Here is a 24,169-nt window from a genome sequence, read left to right on the forward strand (position 1 = left end):
GATGACCACACCGCACGGCTTCTCCGTCTCCCGGTACGCGCCCGAGCGCGGCACCCTCGCCAGGCTCACCGCCCGGGACTCGGTGGTCCGCCGCCTCGACTGGCCGATCCTGCTCTCGGCGCTCGCCCTCTCCTTCCTGGGCGCGCTCCTGGTGTGGTCGGCCACCCGCGGCCGCACCGAGCTGAACCAGGGCGACCCGTACTACTTCCTCTTCCGGCACCTGCTCAACACCGGCATCGGCCTGGCGCTGATGATCGGCACGGTCTGGCTCGGCCACCGCACCCTGCGGGGGGCGGTGCCGTTCCTCTACGGCCTGTCGATCGTGCTGATCCTCGCCGTCCTGACCCCGCTCGGCGCCACCATCAACGGCGCCCACGCGTGGATCGTGGTCGGCGGCGGCTTCTCGCTCCAGCCCAGCGAGTTCGTGAAGATCACCATCATCCTGGTGATGGCGATGCTGCTCGCCTCGAAGGTGGACGCGGGCGACCAGCTCCACCCGGACCACGGCACCGTCGCCAAGGCCCTGGTCCTCGCCGCCCTCCCCATGGGCATCGTCATGCTCATGCCCGACCTGGGCTCGGTCATGGTGATGATCGTGATCGTGCTCGGCGTGCTCCTCGCCTCCGGTGCCTCCAACCGCTGGGTCCTCGGCCTCATCGGCGCCGGCATCGGCGGTGCCGTCCTCGTCACCGCCCTCGGCATGCTCGACGAGTACCAGATCAACCGCTTCGCCGCCTTCGCCAACCCGGACCTCGACCCGGCCGGCGTCGGCTACAACACCAACCAGGCCCGCATCGCCATCGGCTCCGGCGGCCTCCTCGGCTCCGGCCTCTTCAAGGGCTCCCAGACCACCGGCCAGTTCGTCCCCGAACAGCAGACCGACTTCGTCTTCACGGTGGCGGGCGAGGAGCTCGGCTTCGTCGGCGCCGGCCTGATCCTCGTCCTCCTCGGCGTCATCCTCTGGCGCGCCTGCCGGATCGCCCGCGAGACCACCGAGCTCTACGGCACGATCGTCGCCGCCGGCATCATCGCCTGGTTCTCCTTCCAGTCCTTCGAGAACATCGGCATGACCCTCGGCATCATGCCCGTCGCCGGACTCCCGCTGCCCTTCGTCTCCTACGGCGGCTCCTCCATGTTCGCCGTCTGGGTCGCGATCGGACTCCTCCAGTCGATCCGGGTGCAACGGCCCATGACCGCCTGACACCCCGGCGCTCCGGCGGTTAGATTCGAGGTATGGCGGAGACCAAGCGCGAGATCGAGCGGAAGTACGAAGCCACCGAGGAGACCCGGCTGCCGGACCTCACCCGTGCGGCCGGGGTCGCGTCGGTGACGGCCGAGGGCGTCACCGAACTCGACGCGGTCTACCACGACACGGCCGGGCTCCGGCTCGCCGCCGACTCCCTCACGCTGCGCCGCCGCACCGGCGGCCGGGACGCCGGCTGGCACCTCAAGTTCCCCGTCGCCCCCGGGATCCGCGACGAGATCAGGGCCCCGCTCTCCAAGACCCTCCCGCGCCCCCTGGCGGCGCTCCTGCGCTCCCGGGTCCGCGGCGCCGAGGTCGTCCCCGTCGTCCGCCTCCGCTCCTCCCGCGACGTCCGGCACCTCAGGGACGCGGACGGCACGGTCCTGGCCGAGCTCTCCGTCGACACCGTCCGCGCCGACCGCCTCCTCGGCGGGGGAGACCGGACCGCCGCCTGGACCGAGATCGAGGTCGAGCTCGCCGACGACGCCGACCCGGCCGTCCTCGACGCCGTCGAGAAGCGGCTGCGGAAGGCCGGCATCCACCCCTCCACCGCCCCCTCCAAGCTCGCCCGGGCCCTCGACGGGACCGGCCTCGCCCCCGAGCCCCGGGAACCGGCGGAGCCGCCCGCCGACGGCACCGCGGGCGCCGCCGTCCTCGCGTACGCACGGGAGCAGGTCGACGCCCTCGTCCGGCTCGACCCCGCCGTCCGCCGCGAGCTGCCCGACGCCGTCCACCAGATGCGGGTCGCCTGCCGGCGGCTGCGCAGCGCCTTCAAGACCTACCGCCAGGTCCTCGACCGGGAGGTCACGGACCCGCTCGGCGCCGAGCTGAAGTGGCTCGCCGGAGAACTCGGTCATGCCCGCGACCAGGAGGTCCTGCACGCCCGGCTGGGCGACGCGCTCGACGCGCTGCCCCGGTCGCTGCGCCACGGCCCCGTCCGCGGCCGGCTCCGCACCTGGGACCACGCCCGCTCCCGCGAGGGCGCCCGCCGCGTCCTCGCCGCCCTCGACTCGCCCCGCCACCTCGCCCTCCTCGACGCCCTCGACGGCCTGCTCGCCGACCCGCCGCTGCGCCCCGGGGCGCGGAAGAAGGCCGCGAAGGCGCTGCCGAAGGCGATCCGGCGCGACCACCGCCGGCTCGCCGACCGGATCGGCCCCGCCCTCGACCTCGCCCCCGGCCACGAGCGCGACCTCGCCCTGCACGAGGCCCGCAAGGCCGCCAAGCGGGCCCGGTACGCCGCCGACGCCGCCGTCCCGACCCTCGGCAAGCCCGCGAAACGGTTCTCCAAGAGGGTGAAGGCCGTCCAGAGCCTCCTCGGCGACCACCAGGACACCGTCGTCGCCCGCGCCGCCCTGGACGACCTCGCCCGCCAGGCCGAATCGGCCGGCGAACCCTCCTTCACCTGGGGCGTTCTCCACGAGCGCCAGGCGGCCGCCGCCGCGGCGGGCGAGCGCGAGCTGCCGGACGTGTGGGAGCGGGCGGCGGCCCCGGATCTCCGGGCGGCGCTGACCCGCTGAGCACCGGGGTACGCTTGAGAGTCGCCCCCCTGCCAGCTCACGAAGGTTCGAGATGTCTGCTGCCGAGTCTGTCTTCCCGCAGCTCGAAGCTCTGCTCCCGCACGTGCAGAAGCCGATCCAGTACGTCGGTGGAGAGCTGAACTCCACGGTCAAGCCGTGGGAGAGCGCCGACGTCCGCTGGGCTCTGATGTACCCGGACGCGTACGAGGTCGGTCTGCCCAACCAGGGCGTCATGATCCTGTACGAGGTGCTGAACGAGCGCGAGGGCGTCCTCGCCGAGCGCACCTACAGCGTGTGGCCGGACCTCGAAGAGCTGATGCGCGAGCACAAGGTGCCCCAGTTCACGGTCGACAGCCACCGCCCCGTCGGCGCGTTCGACGTCTTCGGCCTGAGCTTCTCCACGGAGCTCGGCTACACCAACATGCTCACCGCCCTCGACCTGGCGGGCATCCCGCTGGAGTCGAAGGACCGGACGGTCGACCACCCGATCGTGCTCGCCGGCGGCCACGCCGCCTTCAACCCCGAGCCGATCGCGGACTTCATCGACGCGGCGATCATCGGCGACGGCGAGCAGGCCGTCCTCGACATGACCGAGATCATCCGCCAGTGGAAGGCCGAGGGCCGTCCGGGCGGGCGCGAGGAGGTCCTCTTCCGCCTCGCGAGGACCGGCTCGGTGTACATCCCGGCGTTCTACGACGTCGAGTACCTGCCGGACGGCCGCATCGGCCGCGTCGTCCCGAACAGGTCCGGGGTGCCGTGGCGCGTGTCCAAGCACACCGTCATGGACCTCGACGAGTGGCCCTACCCCAAGCAGCCCCTCGTGCCGCTCGCGGAGACCGTCCACGAGCGCATGTCCGTCGAGATCTTCCGCGGCTGCACCCGCGGCTGCCGCTTCTGCCAGGCCGGCATGATCACGCGCCCCGTGCGGGAGCGAAGCATCACCGGCATCGGCGAGATGGTCGAGAAGGGCCTCAAGGCGACGGGCTTCGAGGAGGTCGGCCTCCTCTCGCTGTCCTCCGCCGACCACACCGAGATCGGCGAGATCGCGAAGGGCCTCGCGGACCGCTACACCGAGGACAAGGTGGGCCTGTCCCTCCCCTCGACCCGCGTGGACGCCTTCAACGTCGACCTGGCGAACGAGCTGACCCGCAACGGCCGCCGTTCCGGCCTCACCTTCGCCCCCGAGGGCGGCTCCGAGCGCATGCGCAAGGTCATCAACAAGATGGTCTCGGAGGAGGACCTCATCCGGACCGTCGCCACCGCCTACGGCAACGGCTGGCGCCAGGTGAAGCTGTACTTCATGTGCGGCCTGCCGACCGAGACCGACGAGGACGTCCTCCAGATCGCCGACATGGCGATCAACGTCATCGCCAAGGGCCGCGAGGTCTCCGGGCAGAACGACATCCGCTGCACCGTCTCCATCGGCGGCTTCGTGCCCAAGCCGCACACCCCCTTCCAGTGGGCCCCGCAGCTGTCGGCCGAGGAGACGGACGCCCGCCTCCTCAAGCTCCGCGACAAGATCCGCGGCGACAAGAAGTACGGCCGCTCGATCGGCTTCCGCTACCACGACGGCAAGCCCGGCATCGTCGAGGGCCTGCTCTCCCGCGGCGACCGCCGCATCGGCGCCGTCATCCGCGCGGTCTACGAGGACGGCGGCCGCTTCGACGGCTGGCGCGAGCACTTCTCGTACGACCGCTGGATGGCCTGCGCCGAGAAGACCCTCCCCGAGCAGGGCGTGGACGTCGCCTGGTACACCACCCGCGAGCGCTCCTACGAGGAGGTCCTGCCCTGGGACCACCTGGACTCCGGTCTCGACAAGGACTGGCTCTGGGAGGACTGGCAGGACGCCCTCGACGAGACCGAGGTCGAGGACTGCCGCTGGACCCCGTGCTTCGACTGCGGCGTCTGCCCGCAGATGGACACCCACATCCAGATCGGCCCCACCGGCAAGAAGCTCCTCCCGCTCACCGTGGTGAAGTAGCCGCACGCGCACGAAGGGGGCGCCCGGACGGATCTCCGTCCGGGCGCCCCCTTTCGCGTACGGGCTCCGCGCCGCCGTCAGCCGGCGACGTGCTCCGGCTCGGCGGTCGTGCCCGTGGTCGCGGTGGCGGCCTCGGGGGAGGGCGCGGGGGTCCGCTCGGCGACCGGGACGACCGGCGGGCGCAGGCCCTCCTCCTCCAGGAAGACGGCGCGGACGACCCGCTCGGCGGCGTGGCCGTCGTCCCACGCGCAGAAGCGCTCGCGGAAGGCGCGGCGCAGCGCGGCGGCCTCCTCGCCCCGCCAGGTGCCGTCGCGGAAGGCCGCGATCAGCTCGTCCTCGGTGGTGGCGATCACACCGGGGGTGTCGCCGGGCTCGCCGGAGAGCAGGTCGAAGGTCACCCCGCGGCAGGTGCGGTACATCTCCCAGTCGTCGGCGTAGGTGACGATCGGCCGGTCGAGGTTGGCGTAGTCGAACATGATCGACGAGTAGTCCGTGATCAGGGCGTCCGCCGCCAGGCACAGCTCCTCCACCGACGGGTGGCGGGAGACGTCGACCAGGGCGCCGCGCTCGGCGAGCGCGTCCAGCTCGCGGTCGGCGCCGTAGAAGTAGTGGGCGCGGACCAGGAGGACGTAGTCGGGGCCGAGCTCGCGGGCGAAGCGGGCCAGGTCCAGGCGGGAGACGAAGGCGTCCCGCTGGTGGTCGCGGACGGTGGGCGCGTACAGGATCGCCTTCTTGCCGGGGGCGATGCCCAGGGCGCCGCGGATCCGGCGGACGTCCTCGGCGCCGGCCCGGTAGTAGACGTCGTTGCGCGGGTAGCCGGTGTTCAGGGTCTTGAAGGCGGCCGGGTAGACCCGCTCCCACTGCTCGGTGGAGTGCTGGTTGGAGGAGACGCTCCAGTCCCAGCGGTCGACGCGCTCCATGAGCTTGCCGAAGTCCATGCTGCGGGCGACGGCCGGGTAGTTCTGCTGGTCCAGGCCCATCCGCTTGAGCGGGGTGCCGTGGTGGGTCTGGAGGTGGACCTGGCCGGGGCGCTTGATCACGGAGTCCGGGAAGTTCACGTTGTTGACCAGGTACTTCGCCCGCGCCATCGCCTTCCAGTAGCCGAAGGTGGCCGGGGCGACCCGGGTGATGCCGGCGGGCAGCTTCCCGGCGTGCGCCTGGTTGACCACCCACACCCCGCGCAGGTTCGGCGCGAGCTTCTTCGCGGCCTCGTGGACGGCGAGCGGGTTGCAGCCGGGGGTGCGGCCCCAGTAGGCGGAGTAGACGGCGAGGTTCTCGTCGACGGGGAGCCGGCGCTGCACCGCGTAGTAGGTCTTCAGGGCCTTGCGGCCGCCCCAGCGCTTGGACCGGCCGAGCGCGCGGAAGGCGGTCTCGCGGGTGCCGTTGGCGGCCTTGAGCGATTCGAAGGCGGCGTACGAGCCGGTGCGCAGGACCTTGAACTTCAGGCCGACGAGGCCGGGGGGCGGGGTGAAGCCCTTGGGCTCGTTGCGCCGGTAGGCCTGGCCGGCCTGGTGGATGTAGGCGCGGCGGTGGCTGCGCGGTATGCGGAAGCCGCGGGCGAGGGTGTAGAGGAAGTGGCTGACCATCCGCTCGAAGACGACCTTGCGGTAGTCGTCGAGGCCGGGGTGCCCGGCCAGGTAGTCGAAGGCCCGCTGGTACTGCTCGAAGATGACGAAGTGCTTGCGGGGCGAGCTGCTCCGCATGGAGCTGCCCTGCCGGCGCTGGCGGTACTCGACGACGACGTACTCCAGGGCGGCGACGCGCCGGGCGGTGGCCATGGTCGTGTAGACCATGAGCGCGTCCTCGTAGAGGCCGTCGGTGAAGTGGAAGCCGGCGCCGTCGAAGCCGCCGGTGGTGAAGAAGTCGCGGCGGTAGACGCGGTTCCAGACGACGGCGAAGACCCGCAGCAGTTCGAGGTGGGCGCGGGGGTCGACGACCTGGCCGCGGACGGCGGCGAGGTGCTTGCCGGACTTGCTGGCCTCGACGCTGCCGTCCACGTGGGTGCGGACGTAGTCGAAGAGCAGGATCTCGGGGTCGTCGGTCTCGTCGAGCCGGTCGGCGAGGGCCTGGAGCGAGCCGGGGCGTATGGAGTCGTCGCCGTCGAGGAAGAGCAGGTAGTCGCCGCGGGCGTGGGCTATGCCGGTGTTGCGGGCGGCGCCTATGCCGCCGTTCTCCGCGCGGTGGACGGCGCGGACGCGCGGGTCGCGGGCGGCGAGCTCGTCGATGATGGCGCCGCTGCCGTCCTGGGAGCGGTCGTCGACCGCGACGATCTCGAAGTCGGGATAGCTCTGCGAGGTCACCGACTCGATGCATTCGCGTATGTAGCCCTCGACCCCGTAGACAGGGATGATCACGCTGAAACGGGGGGCAGCTGCAGACGGCATACCGTGTGTCTCTCCTCAGTCGAACCGCTCAAGCGCAGTATGACAGGACCGCTCGAACGTCTTCCGGGGGAGCGGTCACCCGTACGGGCCCCCGGAGGGGCCCCGGGCGGGCCCCGGCAGGCCCCGGACGGGTCCCGGGCGGGGTGAACGGAGTCTTCCCGGCGGGTGAGGAAGGGGCCAATTGGGTTCGAACGGTCGTGGGACCCATCGTCTATTCTGAAGAGCTGTGGCGGTGCTGAGCTCCGGCACCGGGGCGGACGGGCCGGCAGGCGGGTCTTTCTCGGCGGGGAGACACCCCCCATCGGTCCGCTGGAACAACCGAAAGCACGCCCCGTCACTCCCTCAGACGCTCGAGCCTGTCGAGCGGGTCTGAAATGGAAAGGAACGCAGAACTTCATGGCACCCCGGCTCAGCGTCATCGTCCCGATCTACAACGTGGCGGAGTACCTACCCGCCTGCCTCAACTCGCTCGCCGCCCAGACCTTCCAGGACCTGGAAGTGCTGATGATCGACGACGGGTCGACGGACGAGTCGAACTCCATAGCCGCGGAGTTCGCGGAGCGGGACAAGCGCTTCCGGCTGATCCGCAAGGAGAACGCCGGTCTGGGTGCCGCGCGCAACACGGGCCTCGCGGCCCTGGCCCCGGAGAGCGAGTACCTCACCTTCGTCGACAGCGACGACGTGATCCCGCCGGACGCCTACCGGATCATGGTCGAGACCCTCGACGAGACCCAGTCCTCCTTCGCGGCGGGCAACGTCGAGCACCTCAACTCGACCCGGGTGTGGCAGTCGCCGATGCACCGCTTCATCTCCCAGGGCACGGTCCGCCAGACGCACGTCCGCAAGAAGCGGATCCTGCTCAATGACCGCATCGCCTGCAACAAGATGTTCCGCCGCTCTTTCTGGGACCAGCACGCGTTCCGCTTCCCCGAGGGCGTGCTGTACGAGGACATCCCGGTCACCATCCCGGCCCTGTACCTCGCCGAGTCCGTCGACATCATCAGCCAGACCACGTACTACTGGCGGCTGCGCGACGGCATCTCCAACCCGTCGATCACCCAGCGCCGCAACGTGCCGAAGGCCGTCCGCGACCGCGCGACCGCCGTGGAGGGCGTCAGCCGCTTCCTCGCCTCGCAGCCGGGCGCCGAGGCGCTGAAGCGCGACTACGACCGCACGGTGCTCACCGGCGACCTGCGCATCTTCCTCAACGTCATGCCCGACGGCGACGCGGAGTACCACGCCGAGTTCATCCGCACGGCCAACAAGTTCCTCGACGGCATCGACTTCGACCTGATCGACACGCTCCCCACCGCGCTGCGCGTGAAGTGGCTCCTCACCCGCAAGCACGCGGTCAAGGAGCTCATCGCGTTCATCCAGGACGAGCGCGTCGGCGAGCCGGTGCCCATCGAGGGCGTCGTGCGCAAGTACGCCAAGTACCCCTCGCTGGAGTCCCAGCCCGACCTGGTCCCCAAGAAGCTCCTGCGGACCGACAAGGACCTCCAGCTGCGCTCCCCGCTGACGGACCTGCGCTGGGAGAACGGCAAGCTGAAGCTGACGGGCCACGCCTGGATCGACCGCGTCGACCACACCGGCAAGCACAGCATCGTCAAGATGCTCCAGCTGAAGAAGGACGGCACCCAGCGCCGTACCCTCATCCCGCTCGGCAACATCTACGCCCCCCAGGCCACCACCGACTCCGGGCACAAGGGCCGCGGCCACAACTTCGACTGGGCCGGCTGGGAGACCGTCATCGACCCGGCGCGTCTGCGCAAGGGCGACCAGTGGCAGGAGGGCCTCTGGCACGTCGGCATGCGCGCCGTGTCCGGCGGCCTCGTGCGCTCCCGCTCCGTGCACTCGTACGGCTCCGACCGCCTCTCCTACCCGCCCTACCAGTGGCTCGACGAGAACTACCGCCTGCTCCCCGAGGTCCGGAAGGCCGCGCTCAAGCTGCGCATCGAGAAGGTCTCGGCCCTCATCACGGCCTTCCGCGCCGAGGGCGAGGAGCTCGTCGTCGAGGGCACCTTCCGCGAGGTCGTCGCCGAGGGCACCGAGCTCTTCCTGCGGGTCATCAACCAGAGCAGCGGCGAGGTCCTCCTCTACCCCGCCGAGGTCCTCGGCCACTCCGGCCCGCACAAGCTGCTCCGCATGCGCGTCCCGCTCCGTGACATCGCCCTGCTCCCCGAGCACCTGGACGCCGGCACCCCCGACGCCGCGAAGACCATGCGCCGGAACTGGAGCACCCAGATCCGCATCGAGGAGCCCGACCAGAACCCGCGGAACGTCAAGACCGTGATCATGGACGGTCTCGCCGACCTCCAGATCCGCCTGCCCGAGTCCTTCGGCGAGGGCGCCGACCGCAACGAGGTCGCGGTCCTCGGCGGCACCAACGGCTACTTCAAGTTCTCGGGCCGTCCGCTGCGCGGCAAGATCACCGGCATCTCGGAGTCCGACGGCACGTTCACGCTCCGCGGCACGGCCCCGGCGGACCTGACCGGCTACCACCTGGTCGTCAGCGCGAAGAGCCGCTTCGACGAGCGGAAGGTCCCGCTGACCGTGCACGCGGACGGCACCTTCGAGGCATCCTTCCGCCCCTCCCGGATGTCTGGCCCCTCCGACAACCTTCCGCTGAAGACCGGCCGCTGGGTCTTCCGCCTGGACGGCCCGAAGGAGACCGACCCGCGGATGTCGCTCGTCGCGGACCGGCTCGCCGTGCCGCAGTTCCCGCTGGACGGAGCCGCCGACGGCCGCGCCTACCAGCTGGAGATCCTCTGGCAGGACCACGCGCAGCTCCACTGCCTGCCGGACCTCGACGACCGGGAGCGCGGCGCCAACCGCCAGTACCAGCTCCGCCAGGAGGTCTACCAGGCCGCCCGCGAGCTGCCGCTGCGCGACCAGGTCCTCTACGTCAGCTACAACGGCAAGCAGTTCTCGGACAGCCCGCGCGCGGTCCACGAGGAGCTGCTGCGCCGGGGCGCGGACGTCGAGCACCTGTGGGCGGTCCGCGACGGCCAGGTCGAGCTGCCCGACACGCTCAAGGCGGTCCGCTTCCAGGGCGTCGACTGGTACGAGGCGCTGGCCCGCGCCCGGTACATCGTCACCAACGGCCACCTGCCGCACTGGATCAAGCGGCGCGCGGGCCAGGTCATCGTCCAGGCGTGGCACGGCACGATGCTGAAGAAGATCGGCCTGGACATCAACGCGCCGGCGTTCGACCCGAACTACCACGCGCGCCTGGTCCAGGAGTCGGCGAACTGGAACATCCTCGTCTCGTCGAACCGCTTCAGCACGCCGATCCTCAAGCGCGCCATGGGCTACGACGGCCTGATCGCCGAGACCGGCTACCCGCGCAACGACTACCTCTACGCCGAGGACCGCGACGAGCGGGCCGCGGCCGTGAAGGAGAAGCTCGGCCTGCCGAAGGGCAAGAAGGTCGTGCTGTACGCGCCGACCTGGCGTGACGACCTGTCGCACAGCCGCGGCCAGTTCAAGTTCGACCTCCGGGTCGACCTGGAGGACGCCCGCCGCCGCCTCGGCGACGACCACGTCTTCCTGGTGCGCCGCCACTCGAACATCGTGGACCTCGTCCCCGGTGCCGGGAACGGCTTCGTCTTCGACGTCTCGGAGTACCCGGACATCGCGGACCTGTACCTCGCGGCCGACATCATGATCACGGACTACTCGTCGGTCATGTTCGACTACGCCCACCTGCGTCGTCCGATGCTGTTCTTCACGTACGACCTGGAGCACTACCGGGACCGTCTGCGCGGCTTCTACTTCGACTTCGAGGAGGACGCGCCCGGCCCGCTCATCGAGACCTCCGACGAGCTGATCCAGTCGATCCTCGACGTCGACCGGGTGTCGGCCGAGTACCAGGAGAAGTACGACAGGTTCCACCACAACTTCTGCGACCTCGACGACGGCCACGCGTCGGAGCGCCTGGCCGACCTGATGTTCAAGACGGCCGAGGAGGGGGCGCCGCTCTAGGCCCCCGGCGGACGACGACAGGGGCCCCGGCCCGCAGGGAGACCTGCGGGCCGGGGCCCCTGTCGTCGTTCTCGCCGTTCCGCGCTACTTCTTGTCGACGATCTTCAGCGACATCTGGCCGTTGCTGGCGAAGTACGGGCGCAGCTCGTGGGCCGTGCCGCCGACGGCGGTGGCCACGGCCGTGGGGGCGGCGGCGAGGCGGCCCCGCCAGCCGGTGGCCTTCGGCTTGGTCTCCGCGGCGGCCGGGGCCGGCGCGGCGGGGGACCTCACGACCGGGTACGGGAAGGTGAAGACGTCCATCGGGACGAGCACGTCCGTGGCGAGCTTGCAGACGCGGACCCGCGGGGACTTCTGGTCGGGCAGCAGCCACAGGTCCCAGACGTCCTCGGCGCCGCCCTTGTGGAGGCGGGCCGCGGCGGCGTTGTCCAGGGTCGCCGTGAAACGGCCGTCGGCGCCGGGCTTCACCGGGAAGGTGAAGTTCTTGTCGGCCTCCTTGCGGTGGACGGCCTCGATGACGCTGCCGGCGCCGAGCCCGACGCCCCAGGCGGCGGCGTGCACGACGATCGAGGCGGCGCTCGCCTCGACGGCCGCGACCTCGACGTGCTGGGCGCGCACCCGGCTCTGGACGCGCAGGGTGCCGTCCGTGTACGCGTACGGCAGCAGCAGCGAGAGGGCGGGGCCCTCGGTGCGCGGGTGCTCAAGGCCCAGGATGTGCAGGGTGTCGCAGCCGGCCGAGCGCAGCGGCAGCTCGGCGCCGGCGGCGCGGACGAGGAGCTGCCAGTCGCCCTCGGCGAGCTTGCCGAGCGTGGGGACCAGCGCCTCGCCGCCGACGAAGGGCAGGACGACGTCGGCGGCCTTCTTGCGGGTGTCCCTGCAGACCAGCTCGGCGTCGACGGCCAGGCCGTCGACGCGGACCCGGACGTCGCCCTGCGGGGTGACCACGGCGGTGGCCGTGCGCGGGACGGCCCGGCGGGCGCGCATGGCCTCGACGAGCTTCTCGAAGCGCTCGGCGGTGGCGGCCTCCTGGAAGCGGACCACGTTGGCCACGGCGGCCGAGGCCATCTTCCGGCGCAGGTCGTCGTCGGAGATCAGCTTCTCGATGTGCTCGGCGAGCGCTTCCTTGTCGCCGACGGGGACGACGTAGCCGTCCTCGCCCTGCGTGATGATGTTGCGGGGGCCGTGCGGGGCGTCGTAGCAGATCGCCGGGAGTCCGGCCGCCATCGCCTCGACGGTGACGTTGCCGAAGGCCTCCAGCCGGGAGGGCAGCACGAAGAGGGACGCCTTGGCGAACTCCGGCGTGACCGGGGTGGCCGGGCCCATCAGGAAGACCTGGTTGTTGCTGCCGGTCTCGTCGATCTTCCTGCGCAGGGCGCCGCGCTCGGGGCCGGCGCCGTAGATCCTCAGGCTCCAGTCGGGGTGGCGCGGGGCCACCGTGGAGAAGGCCTCGATGAGGTCGTCGAAGCCCTTGTGCGCCTTGAGCACGCCGGCGGTGACGACGACCTTGTTCTCGCCCGTGGACATCTGGCTCGCGTGGGCCGGGATGCAGTTGGGCTGCGCGGCGAGCATGTGGCTCACGCCGGGGACGTGGCGGGCGATGGTCTCCAGCTCGTCCGGCGTCGGCGCGGTGATCGCGTCCATCTTCGGGTACGCGTCCCGGAAGCGGGCGTCACGGATGTGCGGGCCGTACTGGGCGGGGCGCGAGTGCTCCATGGCGACCTTGAGGAAGTCGCCCTCGGCGTACGCGAGCAGAATCGTGATCTTGGGGTTGTTGCTGACCACCACGTCGGCGTCGGTCGTCGCCAGGTACTCCAGCAGCCGCTTCTCCGCGAGGCGGCCGACCCACGGCTTCTTGTCCGTCGGCTCGTTCGGGTAGATGAGCGGCCAGGCCTCGTTCAGCGGGTCGTCGAGGTCGGAGACGTGGGAGTGCTTCCGCTGGTCCGTCAGGACGGTCGTCTTCACCCGGGGGTCGAGCGGGAAGAACGCCTGGTCGCGGTTGCGCCGGAGGGCGACCAGCTCGACCTCGTGGTGGTCCGCGAGCGCGCCCGCCAGGTTGTGGATCGCGCTCACGACACCGCCGATGTGACAGCGGTCTACCAGGAGGAAGGATATTTTCACGCCGAGCCTCGATGTCTTCGGAGGAGGAGACCCCCGGGGACGGGGGCGTGCCGGACGTGCGTCGAGCACGAGGTGACGCACCCTAGGTTACGGGGCTGTCTCGGGGAAGCGGGGTGGCTCCGTCCGCCTCCGTACGGATGCCCCGCGTTTCCGGCCGCGTAACGCCTTGGTATCGGCCGCCGCGGCCGGAACCCGACGCCCGCCCGGCACGTCGTTCTGGGCATGAACACGGAAAACCCGGGCTGCCTCACCGGTGTGGCGCGCGCCATCGCCCTCGTCGTCGTCCTGCCCCTCCGGCTGGTCTGGGACGCCTTCGCCTGGTGCTTCCGGCAGCTCTGGCGCTGGGTCCTCGCACCGATCGGCCGAGCCCTCGGGTGGCTCCTCCACCATCTGGTGGTCGTCCCGCTCCGCTGGCTGTGGGAATGGGTCCTCGCCCCGATCGGCCGGGCCCTCGGGTGGCTCCTCCACTACCTGCTCGTCGTCCCCCTGCGCTGGTTGTGGGAATGGGTCGTCGTCCCGGTCGCCAAGGCCGTCTGGTGGGTCATCGACCTGCTCCTCGTCACCCCCCTCACCTGGCTCTGGCGGTACGTGCTCGGCCCCGTCTGCCGCTTCGTCGGCGCGGCCCTCGCCTGGGCCTGGGACATCGCGGGACAGGTCTCGCGGGCCGTCGGCCGGGCCCTGCGCTGGGTGCTGTGGAACGCGATCGGCCGCCCCCTCGCCTGGGTGTACCGCGCGGTCCTCACCCCCGTCGGCCACTGGCTGCGCACCTGGGTCTGGGGCCCCGTCGCCGCCGTCGGCCGCGCCGTCCGCACCGCCACCCGGGAGGTGTGGACCGCTCTCTTCGGCGGCCCCCGCTGACCTGCCCCGACACGCTCCCGGCCCTCCTCCGGGGAACCCGAGGTGGCCCGGGCGCGTACTCTGGGTAGTACAAGCACGTCCCCGGCGCGGCGCCCGCCCCCGAGACCTCCCTGCCCCGCGGGGATGGTCCGGGCGGGAGCCCACGGGACGTCCCGAGACTTCCGGGCGGAGCGCCACCGCGCCCGCCCCGCACCGAGGAGAAGAACCACTGGGCAAGCGACAGCCCGAAGGCCCGCCGCCCGCACCGGCGGTGCAGCGCATCCGTCTGCGCTACACCAAGCGCGGCCGCCTCCGGTTCACCAGCCACCGCGACTTCCAGCGCGCCTTCGAGCGCGCCCTGCGCCGCGCCGAGGTGCCCATGGCGTACTCGGCCGGCTTCACCCCGCACCCCAAGGTGTCGTACGCCAACGCCGCCCCCACGGGTACGGGCTCCGAGGCCGAGTTCCTGGAGATCGCCCTCACCGAGCGCCGCGACCCCGAGACCCTGCGGGTCCTGCTCGACGAGTCCCTCCCGGCCGGCCTCGACATCACCGACGCCGTGGAGGCCCGCACCTCCGGCCTCGCCGACCGGCTCACCGCCTCCGTGTGGGAGCTCCGGCTCGACGGCGTGCCCGTCGAGGACGCCGCCAAGGCCGTCGAGGCGTTCCTCGCGGCCGAGACGGTCGAGGTCCAGCGCAAGACCAAGAACGGCATCCGCACCTTCGACACCCGCGCCGCCGTCGCCGAACTCGTCGCGGACCGTCCCCAGGGCGATCCCCAGGGTGATAGGCCCGCCGAGGGTGCCTGTGCGATACTGCGGCTGGTTGTTCGGCACGTGACACCTGCCGTGCGACCCGACGACGTCCTGTCCGGTCTCCGAGCTGTGGCCGACCTGGCGCCGCCGGTCCCCGCAGCGGTGACCAGGCTGGCGCAGGGGCTCTTCGACGAGGAGTCCGGCACGGTGACCGACCCGCTCGCGCCCGACCGCGAGGCAGTCACGGCCGCTCCACCCACGGCCGCCGCGACCGCCCGGGCGACGGCGCCGGAGGCAGGCCCCGCGTAGGGGACGACGTCGCGCGCAGCCCTGGCACTCGGGAGCCACCTGGGTCGGGCCGCGCACTGACCAGGAGACTTTCGCCAGGCCGTACGCATCGGGCGTACGGAACCGGCGAGCCAGACATTCAGCTCCCGTGCGGCGCCCGCGCCCCGGACGGCGGCACCGCGCACGACGCGCGTCCGTGCCGCCCTCCGGAATCCGACGCGGCGCCCGGGAGCGTGACGGGAGAACCGCCCGCATGCTCGAAAACACCAACGAGACCACCGAGAACAACGACAGCAACGCCCCCGGGGACAAGCTGCCGCCGCGCCGCAGGCGCCGCGCCGCCTCCCGGCCCGCCGGCCCGCCGGTGACGGCCGCCGGCGAGACCGCCGAGGCCGCAGAGGTCGTGGAGACCGCTCCGGCCGTCGAGACCCCCGCCGAGGAGCCCGCCGAGGCGGCCCCGGCCCGTACGCGCCGCCGTGCGACCCGCAAGGCCACCGCTCCGGTGACGTCCACGACGCCGGCCGTCGAGGCCGAGGTCGAGGCCGCGCCGGCCCCGGCCGTAGAGGCCCCGGTCGAGGAGCCCGCCGAGGCCGCTCCGGCCCGTACCCGCCGCCGTGCGACCCGCAAGGCCACCGCCCCGGTGACGTCCACGGCCCCGGCCGCCGAGACCGAGGCCGCCCCGGCCCCGGCCGTCGAGACCCCCGCCGAGGAGCCCGCCGAGGCGGCCCCGGCCCGTACGCGCCGCCGTGCGACCCGCAAGGCCACCGCTCCGGTGACGTCCACGACGCCGGCCGTCGAGGCCGAGGTCGAGGCCGCGCCGGCCCCGGCCGTAGAGGCCCCGGTCGAGGAGCCCGCCGAGGCCGCTCCGGCCCGTACCCGCCGCCGCGCCACCCGCAAGGCCGCCGCGCCCGTCACCCCGGACGTCGCGGCCGAGATCGCCGCCCCGGCCGCCGGCGAGAGCCTGCCCGCGGACACCGTCGAGGAGATCGCCTCCCACGGTGCCGAGGTCGCCGCCGCCGAGACCGCCGCCACCCGCGGCCGCGGCCGCCGCCGCGTCAGCGCGCCGCAGTTCACCTCCGAGCCGGCCGCCGCCGAGGACCGCCCGCGCCGCGCCGAGCGTCCCGCCGTCGCCGTCTTCCAGGCCCCGGTCTTCACCGAGCCCATGTTCCAGACGCCGGAGACCGCAGCCTTCGCCGCCGCCGCTGCCGCCGAGGTCGAGGAGGAGGAGCCGGAGGAGACCGAGGAGACCGTCGTCGAGACGGCCGCCCCGGCCGCCGAGCCCGCCGCCGAGCGCGAGACCGGCGCCCGCCGCCGTCGCCGCCGCCGCGGCGAGCCCGTCGCCGTCGAGCCCGTCCCGACGACCGTCGCCGACGAGCCCGAGGTCGAGCACGTCGCCGACGAGGCCGAGGAGGCGGAGGAGTCCGAGGACGCCGACGAGTACGGCGACCGCCCCTCCCGCCGCCGCCGTCGCGGGGGCCGTCGCCGCCGCCGCGGCGAGTCGGCCGAGGCGGAGGACGCCGAGGAGACCGACGAGTTCCACGACGAGACCGGCGAGCACGCCGAGGGCGAGGACGAGGAGGCGGAGGAGTCCGAGGACGCCGACGAGTCCGGCTTCTCCGGCAGCAGCAGCTCCCGCCGTCGCCGTCGCCGCCGTCGCCGCAGCGGTGACGCCTCCGGCGAGGGCGAGGCCACCGAGGAGGACGGCGTCCGCACGGTCGTCAAGGTCCGCGAGCCCCGCCCGGCCCGCGAGAAGGCCGAGCCGTCCGACGAGGTGCAGTCCATCAAGGGCTCCACCCGCCTGGAGGCCAAGAAGCAGCGCCGCCGCGAGGGCCGCGAGCAGGGCCGCCGCCGCGTCCCGATCATCAGCGAGGCCGAGTTCCTGGCCCGCCGCGAGGCCGTCGAGCGCGTCATGGTCGTCCGCCAGAACGGCGACCGCACCCAGATCGGCGTCCTGGAAGACAACGTGCTCGTCGAGCACTACGTCAACAAGGAGCAGTCCACCTCGTACGTCGGCAACGTCTACCTGGGCAAGGTCCAGAACGTGCTGCCGTCGATGGAGGCCGCCTTCGTCGACATCGGCAAGGGCCGCAACGCCGTCCTGTACGCCGGCGAGGTCAACTTCGAGGCGCTCGGCATGGGCCACGGCCCGCGCCGCATCGAGTCCGCCCTCAAGTCCGGCCAGCCCGTCCTGGTGCAGGTCACCAAGGACCCGATCGGCCACAAGGGCGCCCGCCTCACCAGCCAGGTCTCCCTCCCGGGCCGCTACCTCGTGTACGTCCCCGAGGGCTCGATGACCGGCATCAGCCGCAAGCTCCCGGACACCGAGCGCGCCCGCCTGAAGACCATCCTCAAGAAGATCGTCCCCGAGGACGCGGGCGTCATCGTGCGCACCGCCGCCGAGGGCGCGAGCGAGGACGAGCTGCGCCGCGACGTCGAGCGCCTCCAGGCGCAGTGGGCCGACATCCAGAAGAAGGCGGCCCAGATCTCGACGTCCGCGCCGAGCCTGCTCTACGGCGAGCCGGACATGACCGTCCGCGTCGTCCGCGACATCTTCAACGAGGACTTCTCCAAGGTCATCGTGAGCGGCGACGAAGCCTGGGAGACCATCCACGGCTACGTCTCGCACGTCGCGCCCGACCTGGCCGACCGCCTGACGCGGTGGACCAGCGAGGTCGACGTCTTCGCCACCTACCGGATCGACGAGCAGCTGATGAAGGCGCTCGACCGGAAGGTCTGGCTGCCGTCCGGCGGCTCGCTGGTGATCGACAAGACCGAGGCGATGATCGTCGTCGACGTCAACACCGGCAAGTTCACCGGCCAGGGCGGCAACCTGGAGGAGACCGTCACCAGGAACAACCTGGAGGCGGCCGAGGAGATCGTGCGCCAGCTGCGGCTGCGCGACCTCGGCGGCATCGTCGTCATCGACTTCATCGACATGGTCCTGGAGTCCAACCGCGACCTGGTGCTGCGCCGCCTCCTGGAGTGCCTGGGCCGTGACCGGACCAAGCACCAGGTGGCCGAGGTCACCTCGCTCGGCCTGGTGCAGATGACCCGCAAGCGGGTCGGCCAGGGCCTCCTGGAGTCCTTCTCCGAGACCTGCGTCCACTGCAACGGCCGCGGCGTCATCGTCCACATGGAGCAGCCCGCAGCCCACGGCGGCGGCGGTGGCGGCAAGCGCGCGAAGAAGCGCGGCCGCGGCGGCGAGGGCCACGACCACGCCCACGAGGCGCACGAGGTCCACGAGGCCGAGGCCCCGGAGACCGAGGCCGAGGTCGCGGCCGAGCTGGCCACCCCGGTGGCCGTGCCCGTGCCGATCGCCCCGGACGAGGAGCTGTACGGCAGCGCCGCCGAGGCCGAGGCCGCCGCGACCCGAGGCCGGGGCCGCCGCCGCGTCACCCGCAAGGTGACCGCGCCGGTGACCGCCCCCGCGGTCCCGACGCCGATCGCCGAGCCGGTCGCGGAGCCCGCCGCGCGGCCCGTGGCGGAGCCCGTCGTGGAGTCCGCCGTGGAGTCCGTCGTGGAGCCGGAGGCCGCTCCGGTCGCCGAGGCGCCCGCCGAGGCCGCTCCTGCCCGCACCCGCCGCCGGGCCACCCGCCGGGTGACCTCCCCGGTCGTCTCGACGTCCGGGCCGGCCGCCGAGGCCGAGACCGTCGTCGCGGCCGCGCCCGCGGAGCCGGAGGCCGTGACGGCGCCGGAGCCGGAGCCGGTCGTGGAGACCGCCTCCGAGGCCGCCGCCGAGCCGGTCGCCGAGGAGGCCCCCGTGGCCGCCGCGCCGCGCGCCCGCCGCCGGGTGGTCCGCAAGGCCACCGCGCCGGCCGGTGCCCCCGCGGGCGCCGAGGCCGCCGAGATCGTGGTGGCCGCGGCCGCCCCGGTCGCGGAGCCCGAGGCGCCGGCCGAGCCCGCCGCCGAGGAGCCCGAGGCCGCCCCGGCGGCCAAGAAGGCCGTCCGCAAGACGGCCGCCAAGAAGGCCACCGCCAAGAAGGCCGCCACGAAGAAGACGGCGGCCAAGAAGACGGCGGCGAAGAAGACGGCCGCCAAGAAGGCCCCGGCCAAGAAGGCGGCGGAGAAGACCTCGGCCCCGGCCCAGGACTGACCCCGGCCCCGCCGCCCGGTGGACCCTTTCCGAAGGGTCCACCGGGCGCGGTCCGCGCCCCCGCGGGCGAATTTGCCCTCCGTGGCAGCCGCCCGTAACCTAGACCCTCGGCGTGTCTATGACGCGCCGTGCCTCTGAGCACCCCCCTCCCGCCCGCCGGGAGAGGCCGCTCGTCCGATCCGGATCACCGTGGGCCCAGGCCCGCGCGTGGGCGGCTGGCGTCAGAGGTCCCCATTACCGAGTGAGAGAGAGATCCGCGTGTACGCCATCGTGCGCAGCGGTGGTCGCCAGCACAAGGTTGCTGTCGGCGACATCGTTGAGGTTGACAAGATTTCCACCGCCAAGCCGGGCGACACGGTCGAGCTCTCGACCCTGCTCGTCGTCGACGGCGACGCCGTGACCAGCGACCCGTGGGTCCTGGCCGGCATCAAGGTCCAGGCCGAGGTCGTGGACCACACCAAGGGCGCCAAGATCGACATCCTGCGCTACAAGAACAAGACCGGCTACCGCCGTCGCCAGGGTCACCGTCAGCAGTACACGGCGATCAAGGTCACGTCCATCCCGACGGCCGCGAAGTAAAGAGGGACTGAGCAATGGCACACAAGAAGGGCGCATCGTCCACCCGGAACGGTCGCGATTCCAACGCCCAGCGGCTCGGCGTGAAGCGCTTCGGCGGTCAGGTCGTCAACGCGGGTGAGATCCTGGTCCGCCAGCGCGGCACCCACTTCCACCCGGGCTCGGGTGTCGGTCGCGGTGGCGACGACACGCTGTTCGCCCTGCAGGCCGGTTCGGTGCAGTTCGGCACCTTCCGTGGCCGCAAGGTCGTGAACATCGTCCCGGTCGCCTGATCGGACGCTTTGCGGAGGCGGACCTCACTTCCCGGCAGGGAAGAGGGTCCGCCTTTCGCGTGTTACTAGATAGACATTCCGTACCAAGCTGACTGCTGGAGGCACAGAACCATGACCACCTTCGTGGACCGCGTCGAGCTGCACGTCGCCGCGGGTAACGGAGGCCACGGCTGCGCCTCCGTCCATCGCGAGAAGTTCAAGCCGCTCGGCGGCCCCGACGGCGGCAACGGCGGCCGCGGCGGTGACGTGATCCTGGTCGTCGACCAGTCCGTCACCACGCTCCTGGAGTACCACCACTCGCCGCACCGCAAGGCCACCAACGGCAAGCCCGGCGAGGGCGGCAACCGCGCGGGCAAGGACGGCCAGGACCTCGTCCTGTACGTGCCCGACGGCACCGTCGTCCTCGACAAGAAGGGCAACGTCCTCGCGGACCTCGTCGGCCACGGCACGACGTACGTCGCCGCCGAGGGCGGCCGCGGCGGCCTCGGCAACGCCGCGCTCTCCTCCGCCCGCCGCAAGGCCCCCGGCTTCGCGCTGCTCGGCGTGCCCGGCGACCTCCAGGACATCGTCCTGGAGCTGAAGACCGTCGCCGACGTGGCGCTCGTCGGCTACCCCAGCGCCGGCAAGTCCTCGCTGATCTCCGTCCTCTCGGCCGCCAAGCCGAAGATCGCGGACTACCCCTTCACGACCCTGGTCCCGAACCTCGGCGTGGTGACGGCCGGCTCGACCGTCTACACGATCGCCGACGTCCCCGGCCTCATCCCCGGCGCCAGCCAGGGCCGCGGCCTCGGCCTGGAGTTCCTGCGCCACGTCGAGCGCTGCTCGGTCCTCGTCCACGTCCTGGACACGGCCACCCTGGAGTCCGACCGCGACCCGGTGTCCGACCTCGACATCATCGAGGAGGAGCTGAAGCAGTACGGCGGTCTTGAGGACCGTCCGCGCATCGTCGTCCTCAACAAGATCGACATCCCGGACGGCCAGGACCTCGCGGACATGATCCGCCCGGACCTGGAGGAGCGCGGCTACCGCGTCTTCGAGGTCTCCGCGGTCGCCCGCACCGGCCTGAAGGAGCTCTCCTTCGCCCTCGCCGAGATCGTCGGCGAGGCCCGCGCCGCGAAGCCCGTGGAGGAGGCGACCCGCATCGTCATCCGCCCGAAGGCCGTCGACGACGCCGGCTTCACCGTCGTCTACGACGAGCACGAGGACGTGTACCGCGTGCGCGGCGAGAAGCCGGAGCGCTGGGTCCGCCAGACCGACTTCAACAACGACGAGGCCGTCGGCTACCTCGCCGACCGCCTCAACCGCCTCGGCGTCGAGGACGCGCTCCTGAAGGCCGGCGCCCACGCCGGCGACGGCGTCGCCATCGGCTCCGAGGAGAACGCGGTCGTCTTCGACTGGGAGCCCTCCCTCATCGCCGGCGCCGAGATGCTCGGCCGCCGAGGCGAGGACCACCGTCTCGAGGCCCCGCGTCCGGCGGCCCAGCGCCGCCGTGACCGTCAGGCGGAGCACGACGAGGCGGACCAGGAGTACGACGAGTTCAACCCGTTCTAGCGGGTCGGTCGCCCGGTCGGCGGACGGAGTCCGGCGCAGTCGCCCGCTGCCTGTGAGGCCCCCCGGGGCCTCGCGGTGCGAGGGGGCGGCGTGGGGATCTGCCCACCGCCTCGAGGCCCCGCGTCCGGCGGCCCAGCGCCGCCGTGACCGTCAGGCGGGGCACGACGGGGCGGACCGGGAGTACGACGGGTTCAACCCGTTCCAGGACGGGTTCACCCCGTTCCGGCGGGAGCTCGCGAGGTGTTCGGAACCCCCGGTGGCCATGGGCCGCCGGGGGTTCCGGCGTGTTCGGGGCCGGGACCGGAGGCCGGTCAGGCGGGGGTCTCCGGGCGGAGGGGGGTGAGGGTGGGGGTGGCGGTGAGGGGGAGGGTGACGGCCACGGGGGTGCCGGTGGGGGAGAGGAGGAGGGCGGGGGCGCCCGCGGTGCCGGCGGGGGAGGGGGCGGCGGCCGGGGCGGTGCGGGCGCCGGTGAGGTCGTACGCCGGCGGCCGGGCCGTGCCGGCGGGGACGAGGAGGACGCCGCCGCCGTCGGCCGGGGCGACGGCGACCCGCCCGTACCCCGGTATCGAGGGCCGTCCGAGCGTCGTCCAGCGCCGTCCGCGCCCGGGGTCCAGCCGGGCGACGACGACGGTGTCGCTCGCGGCGCGCCGGTAGGCGAGGAGGACCGCCCCGTCGGCGGCGGTGACCGCGTCGGGGACGTCCCCGACGCGGTCGGCGGGCGGCCGCGCGCCCGGGTGGACCGCGCCGCCGGGCGTCCGCTGCGCCCAGTGCTCCACCCGCCGGGCGGACGAGGCGAACAGGTGGACGAGCCCGCGTCCGTCGACCGTGGCGGCGAGCCCCTCCTGGACGCCGCCGCCCGGCAGCGTCCGCCACGGCGACCAGGCGCCGTCGGTGCCGAGGACCCGCGTGCCGACGCCCTTGTCGCCGTTGCGCACGAAGACGTGGACGCGCCCGTCGCCGCCGGTCACGGCGACCGGCGGTCCGGTCAGCCGGGTGCGGCGCGGCTCCGTCTCCGGGTTGCCGAGCCCGAGCCACTCCCGTTCGAACGCCCCGCCCGGCGTCCGCTGCCGCAGCAGCACCACTTCCCGCACGTCGCGCCGCGGGTCCCCCTCCAGCGAGGAGAAGCGCAGGCCGAGGACGAGGTGCCGCCCGTCGGGGGCCCGGACCACGGAGAGGGACGGGGCGAGCGGCTCGCCGCCGAGGTCCTCCGGCGGCTCGAACGCGCCCCCCGGCCCGGGCCGCCAGCGGGCGAGCCGGGTGCCCAGCACCCCGTACACCACCGGCCGCCCGTCCGGCCCGGCGAGCGCCCGCGGTCCCGCCCCGGGGTGGCGCCGGTGGGTGGAGCGGACCCAGCCCTTCTTCGAGGCGAGCACGGCCGCCCCGCCGAGGGCGTAGTCGCCGCAGCCGGACGGGTTGCCGCACCGCCACCCCGGGTCGCCCCCGTACGCGTCGAGGTGGTGCGCCTTGAGCGCGACCGTCGCGGGCGGCAGGTTGTACGGCCAGCGCTGGTTGTAGTAGCCGCGGTACGCCTCCGCCTGCACGGCCGGCGCCCGGCCTCCGTGTCCGGCCCAGCGGGCGAGCGCCGCCCAGGCGAAGAGCCCGGCGGCGGTGTGGTCGGGGTGGTCGGAGTAGCCGTCCTGGTCGCTGCCGCGCGGATGGTCCCGGTCGTGCGCCTGCGCGTCCGGGTCGGGGTCGAGGGTGCGGACGAGGGCCGGCCGGACCCGGCCGAGGAGGAACACGAGCGCGTCGAGGAGGTCCCGGCGGGTGTACGGGAAGCTCCGCCGGACCGGCGACTCGGGGGCGGGCCGGGTGGGCAGCGTGACCCCCGGGCTGTCCCACAATCGGGTGAGATTCACGGCGCTCGTGCCGTTCCTGGCGTGCATGCGCAGATCGAGGAAGATCAGCTCCGCGCTCCGCCCCTCGTGGACGAGCCGGTTCGCCTCCGCGAGGCGCCCGCCGGGGAGGGCGAGGGCGGTCCGTTCCCAGGGGGTGAAGAGCGGTGCGCCGAGCATCCGCGCGTACGCCTGCCGCAGCCCCTGCTGGCGGGCGGAGACGTACGCCGGGACGTCGGGCGCGGGCGGTGGCGAACCGGGTGCCGCGTTCCGTCCGAAGGAGCCGCCGTCGGTGACGTACACCGAGGTCACGGGTATGCCGGCGGTCAGGTCGCGGACGAGGTCGGGGTTCATGAAGAAGAGGTCGTCGTCCGGGTGGGCGACGATCTGGAGGACGGCGGGGCGCCCGGCCGGGGCGAAGCCGGCGCCCTGGGCGTACCGGGTGTCGGAGAGCCGCCGCACGGGCACCGGGGCGGCGGCCGGGGCGGGGTGGCCGGACGGCCCTCCGGTGCAGCCGCCGGCGGCCCCCGCGAGGGCGACGGCGGCGGCGGAGACGAGCAGTCCGCGCCGGGAGGGCGCGATGGCGTCGAAAGTGGTCCAGCGTCCCATGACCCCCGTGTCCTTCCTTTTCCTCCCAAGGGGATTGCCGAGGTGAGAGGGGGAAAACGGTCACGCGGGTTTCATCCGCAGGAGTGAGGGTCGTCACCCGTCGGACGCTTCGACACCGATTTGCCTTCGTTTT

General features: G+C 72.9%; 13 protein-coding genes. 10 read left to right on the forward strand and 3 right to left on the reverse strand.

Translation table 11 applies throughout. The features are described 5' to 3' along the window. The first annotated feature begins 1 nt into the window (after position 1). Genes rodA through IE326_RS17620 form a run of 3 tightly spaced genes read left to right on the forward strand, consistent with a single transcriptional unit; the run spans position 2 to position 4,741 of the window. The gene (rodA, locus tag IE326_RS17610) at positions 2-1,201 is read left to right on the forward strand and encodes a rod shape-determining protein RodA (protein ID WP_190041993.1); all 1,200 of its coding nucleotides are present in this window, start codon (positions 2-4) and stop codon (positions 1,199-1,201) included. A 32-nt stretch (positions 1,202-1,233) separates the two neighbouring features. Next, a complete protein-coding gene (locus tag IE326_RS17615; RefSeq protein ID WP_190041994.1) occupies positions 1,234-2,760 on the forward strand; it encodes a CYTH and CHAD domain-containing protein in 1,527 nt (508 codons plus the stop codon). A gap of 52 nt (positions 2,761-2,812) precedes the next feature. Then, on the forward strand, positions 2,813-4,741 hold the full coding sequence (locus IE326_RS17620) for a TIGR03960 family B12-binding radical SAM protein (protein ID WP_150228178.1): 1,929 nt from the start codon (positions 2,813-2,815) through the stop codon (positions 4,739-4,741). A gap of 77 nt (positions 4,742-4,818) precedes the next feature. On the opposite strand, the gene IE326_RS17625 is transcribed toward IE326_RS17620, so the two are convergent. Then, positions 4,819-7,095 (reverse strand): bifunctional glycosyltransferase/CDP-glycerol:glycerophosphate glycerophosphotransferase, encoded by a 2,277-nt coding sequence (locus tag IE326_RS17625; protein ID WP_229915381.1) that lies wholly within the window; start codon positions 7,093-7,095, stop codon positions 4,819-4,821. 426 nt (positions 7,096-7,521) lie between these two features. On the opposite strand from IE326_RS17625, the gene IE326_RS17630 reads away from it, so the two are divergent. After that, positions 7,522-11,109, forward strand: a complete 3,588-nt coding sequence (locus IE326_RS17630; RefSeq protein WP_190041996.1) for a bifunctional glycosyltransferase/CDP-glycerol:glycerophosphate glycerophosphotransferase — start codon at positions 7,522-7,524, stop codon at positions 11,107-11,109. A gap of 84 nt (positions 11,110-11,193) precedes the next feature. Here the strand turns inward: IE326_RS17630 and IE326_RS17635 are convergent, their stop codons facing one another. Beyond that, positions 11,194-13,176: a glycosyltransferase gene (locus tag IE326_RS17635; RefSeq protein ID WP_229915382.1), complete on the reverse strand. Its 1,983-nt coding sequence runs from the start codon at positions 13,174-13,176 to the stop codon at positions 11,194-11,196. A gap of 270 nt (positions 13,177-13,446) precedes the next feature. Between IE326_RS17635 and IE326_RS17640 the strand changes: the two genes are divergently transcribed. The 6 genes from IE326_RS17640 (at position 13,447) to obgE (ending at position 21,595) form a co-directional block, all read left to right on the forward strand. Then, positions 13,447-14,082, forward strand: coding sequence for a hypothetical protein (locus IE326_RS17640; protein ID WP_150228174.1), 636 nt, complete (start codon positions 13,447-13,449; stop codon positions 14,080-14,082). 250 nt (positions 14,083-14,332) lie between these two features. Further along, entirely contained in the window at positions 14,333-15,124 is a 792-nt protein-coding gene (locus tag IE326_RS17645; protein ID WP_150228173.1) for a TIGR03936 family radical SAM-associated protein, read from the forward strand. Between the two features lie 232 nt (positions 15,125-15,356). Next, positions 15,357-19,196, forward strand: a complete 3,840-nt coding sequence (locus tag IE326_RS17650; RefSeq protein WP_190041998.1) for an Rne/Rng family ribonuclease — start codon at positions 15,357-15,359, stop codon at positions 19,194-19,196. A 258-nt stretch (positions 19,197-19,454) separates the two neighbouring features. Beyond that, a complete protein-coding gene (gene rplU / locus IE326_RS17655) occupies positions 19,455-19,775 on the forward strand; it encodes a 50S ribosomal protein L21 (RefSeq protein ID WP_030494089.1) in 321 nt (106 codons plus the stop codon). A gap of 14 nt (positions 19,776-19,789) precedes the next feature. Then, positions 19,790-20,044: a 50S ribosomal protein L27 gene (gene rpmA, locus IE326_RS17660; RefSeq protein ID WP_030494090.1), complete on the forward strand. Its 255-nt coding sequence runs from the start codon at positions 19,790-19,792 to the stop codon at positions 20,042-20,044. A gap of 111 nt (positions 20,045-20,155) precedes the next feature. Then, positions 20,156-21,595, forward strand: coding sequence for a GTPase ObgE (gene obgE, locus IE326_RS17665; protein WP_150228171.1), 1,440 nt, complete (start codon positions 20,156-20,158; stop codon positions 21,593-21,595). 311 nt (positions 21,596-21,906) lie between these two features. Here the strand turns inward: obgE and IE326_RS17670 are convergent, their stop codons facing one another. Beyond that, the gene (locus IE326_RS17670; RefSeq protein WP_190041999.1) at positions 21,907-24,036 is read right to left on the reverse strand and encodes a PIG-L family deacetylase; all 2,130 of its coding nucleotides are present in this window, start codon (positions 24,034-24,036) and stop codon (positions 21,907-21,909) included. Between the last annotated feature and the right edge of the window lie 133 nt (positions 24,037-24,169).

The organism is Streptomyces filamentosus, assembly GCF_014654895.1.
GTDB lineage: Bacteria > Actinomycetota > Actinomycetes > Streptomycetales > Streptomycetaceae > Streptomyces > Streptomyces filamentosus.